Annotated in this window: 4 protein-coding genes; 1 reads left to right on the top strand and 3 read right to left on the bottom strand. The window is 49.1% G+C overall.

What is annotated here, in order from left to right; genetic code table 11:
* The coding region (locus tag ACA086_RS14855) for a hypothetical protein (protein ID WP_371004132.1) at positions 1 to 237 on the top strand (237 nt) is incomplete at its 5' end.
* Positions 238 to 621: 384 nt separating this feature from the next.
* On the opposite strand, the gene ACA086_RS14850 is transcribed toward ACA086_RS14855, so the two are convergent.
* From ACA086_RS14850 to ACA086_RS14840, 3 genes are all read right to left on the bottom strand, one after another.
* Complete coding sequence (locus tag ACA086_RS14850) at positions 622 to 1,029, bottom strand: EthD family reductase (RefSeq protein ID WP_371004131.1); 408 nt, start codon at positions 1,027 to 1,029, stop codon at positions 622 to 624.
* 31 nt (positions 1,030 to 1,060) lie between these two features.
* A complete protein-coding gene (locus tag ACA086_RS14845; RefSeq protein WP_371004130.1) occupies positions 1,061 to 2,572 on the bottom strand; it encodes a serine hydrolase domain-containing protein in 1,512 nt (503 codons plus the stop codon).
* On the bottom strand, positions 2,569 to 2,804 hold a 236-nt coding region (locus ACA086_RS14840), incomplete at its 5' end, for a hypothetical protein (protein ID WP_371004129.1). The genes ACA086_RS14840 and ACA086_RS14845, both read right to left, overlap by 4 nt.

The following is a 2,804-nucleotide window of genomic DNA, read 5'->3' as shown; positions in this document are numbered from 1 at the left end:
ATATATAAAACGCAAGACATGAAAACGCTAGTAACCATCTTCTTTATCTTCTTTATCAGCTTCGCTGCCCAGGCTCAGGAAAATACCGCTGAGGTAAAGGTTGAAACTGCTGCGAAAGAGATCGTTACTGAGACTGCAAAAGAAAACAGCGTTGCTCGTCTTTATCGTTTTAAGAATAGCAGAATCAAAAAGGAATTGTCTTTTAAGACTAAGAAGAGTGCTTCTAAACTGGCTTAGGTCTCGACTCCGCTCGACCTGACATTGCCATCAGTTCTTGTTTTTTGTCATATCGAGCGGAGTCGAGATATGGCATGCATCTCCGTATTATAATAGGTCTCGACTCCGCTCGACTCCCTTTCCTGCTGGGAGGCAGGCTACTCGACCAGACATAGGCTTCTGTTCTTGTTTTCGTCATATCGAGCGGAGTCGAGATATGGCTTCTCGGTATTAAAATAGGTCTCGACTTCGCTCGACCTGACAAAGCCGTTCGACCCGACAAAGCCGTTCGACCCGACAAAGCCGTTCGACCTGACAAATGCCGCTCGACTCCCTTGCCTGTGGCAGGCGCTCGACCTGACAAATGCCATACATCTTGACAAAGGGCTTTACTCCCATACTCCTTTATTCTACCACCTTACTGATCTGTACTACAGGCTGTACGTTGGTATAGTTGGGGATGTCATTTAGTATCTCTTCCGCATGGGGGCCGAAGGAGTTCTGATAGGCCGATAGCTTGTCGAAATACAAATACCCAATGGCCATATACGGAAGCGGTTCTTCCGGCGACCTGCCCGCGATCCCCTTGTCAATCTCCAGCAGCTTCAGGGAGTCGCCCAGCAAACGGGCTACCATGGGCATGTGTTTTTCGGCATAGTAGTCCATGTCAAAGCTGTTGCCTTCCCCGGCAGGATACATAATGGTAATTTTAACCATGCCTTTTTTGTCCATGGAATCTGACCCCGATGCCGGACCCTGGCAGGCCAATAGCCCCAGGGAAAACAGCACACAAAAGAAAAATTTAGTTTTCATCTTATTGGAATTTTATCATTCGTATACTCTCTCAGGGTTTCATCTTATAAACGTAGTTTCCGTGCTGGGTATAGCGATAAACCTTGCCTTCTGCATTGCGTTCAAAGACCACGGTCTCTCCCAATTCCCCGTCATCGCGTACCCGCCTGAAGGTGTCCCCTTCAATATGTTTGTACAGGGTGATATTGTCTGCCGGTGTCCTTGAAGGGAGATTGATCATCATCAGCTGTCCTTCCCAGCTCCCGATATACTCCTCACTGCCCCAGGGACGTGCGTCGTAATAGCCTGTATAGTCTTCGAATTTGATATCGGTATCGGCTTTTTTTCCTGATTTCACCTTGTTGAGGATGCCGTAGATGCCGCTGCTGTATCTATTGGGATTGGTACCCCCGGCATTGATCATCACGGCATAGGCGCGTTTATTCTTTAAATCGAGTTGCAGGGTAGAGCGGTAGCCGGGACAGGAACCTCCGTGGCCTACCCATGTACTGCCACTGGCGCCTTTGTACACTACAAAGCCAAGGCCCCAGCTACTGCGCCAGTTGGGATCCATAAAGTGCACCTGTTGCATGAGTTTTAGGGTCGCTGGCTTTAAAATCTCAGCAGTGGTGGTATCCCGCAGGCGAAACTGCCAGGAAGCAAACTTTCCGAGGTCGAGGACATTGGATGAAAAACCGGCGGCGGCTTTGATTCCTTTGGCCTGGAAGAAATTCACCTTAGGTCGTTCCCCTTCGCGGTCGAGCGCACTGTATCCTATTGCCAGGGAGCTGCCATAGAGGTTTTCGGGGAGTTCGGTACGGGTATTCCCCATTTGAAGGGGCGTTAGAATGTGTTCCTGTACATAGTCGTCATAGGTCTGGCCTGATACCTGTTCTACAATCTCCCCCAGTAGTGTCAGGGCCAGGTTGCTGTACTGGTAATAGGTAGAGGCGGGGTAGAGGGTCTCTTGCTCCTTCAGACCTCTGTTTACCTCTTCCTTGGTAGGAAATGGGAAGTCGGGTCCTGTCCAGTATGGTGCATTCGCCTCCCTCGGCAGGCCTGAGGAATGGGTAAGCAGGCTGCGGACGGTAATGGGGCCGCTTTCAGGGAATTGCTGTTTCAGGTCGTAATTGGGCAACAGGCTTTCTATAGGATCATCGAGGCGGAGTTTCCCTTCCTCGTAGAGGGTCATGATAGACACTGCCGTAAAGAGTTTGGAGATAGAGCAGATGCTGCAGAGGGTTTCAGCAGTCATGGGGACGGGCTGAGATTTATTGGCTTGTCCAAAGGCTCCTGACCAGAGTACCTCCTGGTCTTCGATAACAGCTGCCGAGATACCGGGCAGTTTATCGAAGTCTTTCTGAGCGTCGAGCCATACCTCGATAAGGTTAAAGGCTTCGGAATAGTCTTTTTTTTCTTCGTCTTGAGACAGCACTGTGTTTGGGAAGAGGAAAAGGAGGAAAAGGAAGGGGAGAAGTGTGAAGGACGAAGTGAGAAGTTGGAAGTACGAGGTTCGAGGTGGGAAGTACGAAGTGGGAAGTTGGAGGTTGGAGGATGTTTTCATTCTTGATAGTGTCTAGGAGTTGTTGTTTTTGGTTTATAAGCATAAAAGATAGCTCTTTTTAGGGAAATTATAGCAGGATAAGGGATGGAACCTGCCGATAAACGACTCCTTTTTTCGGTAAGCGGTTTTTGGGGTTGGTGACGTTCACCGATGATTTTTTGCACTTTACCCAAGTTCTTGCCAGATACCGAAAAATAAGGGTTTTTCAGCGAACGGTAAGGGGTTGAAGGGC

Source organism: Muriicola sp. E247, from assembly GCF_041358175.1.
Classification (GTDB): Bacteria; Bacteroidota; Bacteroidia; order Flavobacteriales; family Flavobacteriaceae; genus Muriicola.
The sequence above is the reverse complement of the archived record's forward strand: the minus strand, read 5'-3'. Positions and strand labels throughout refer to the sequence as shown.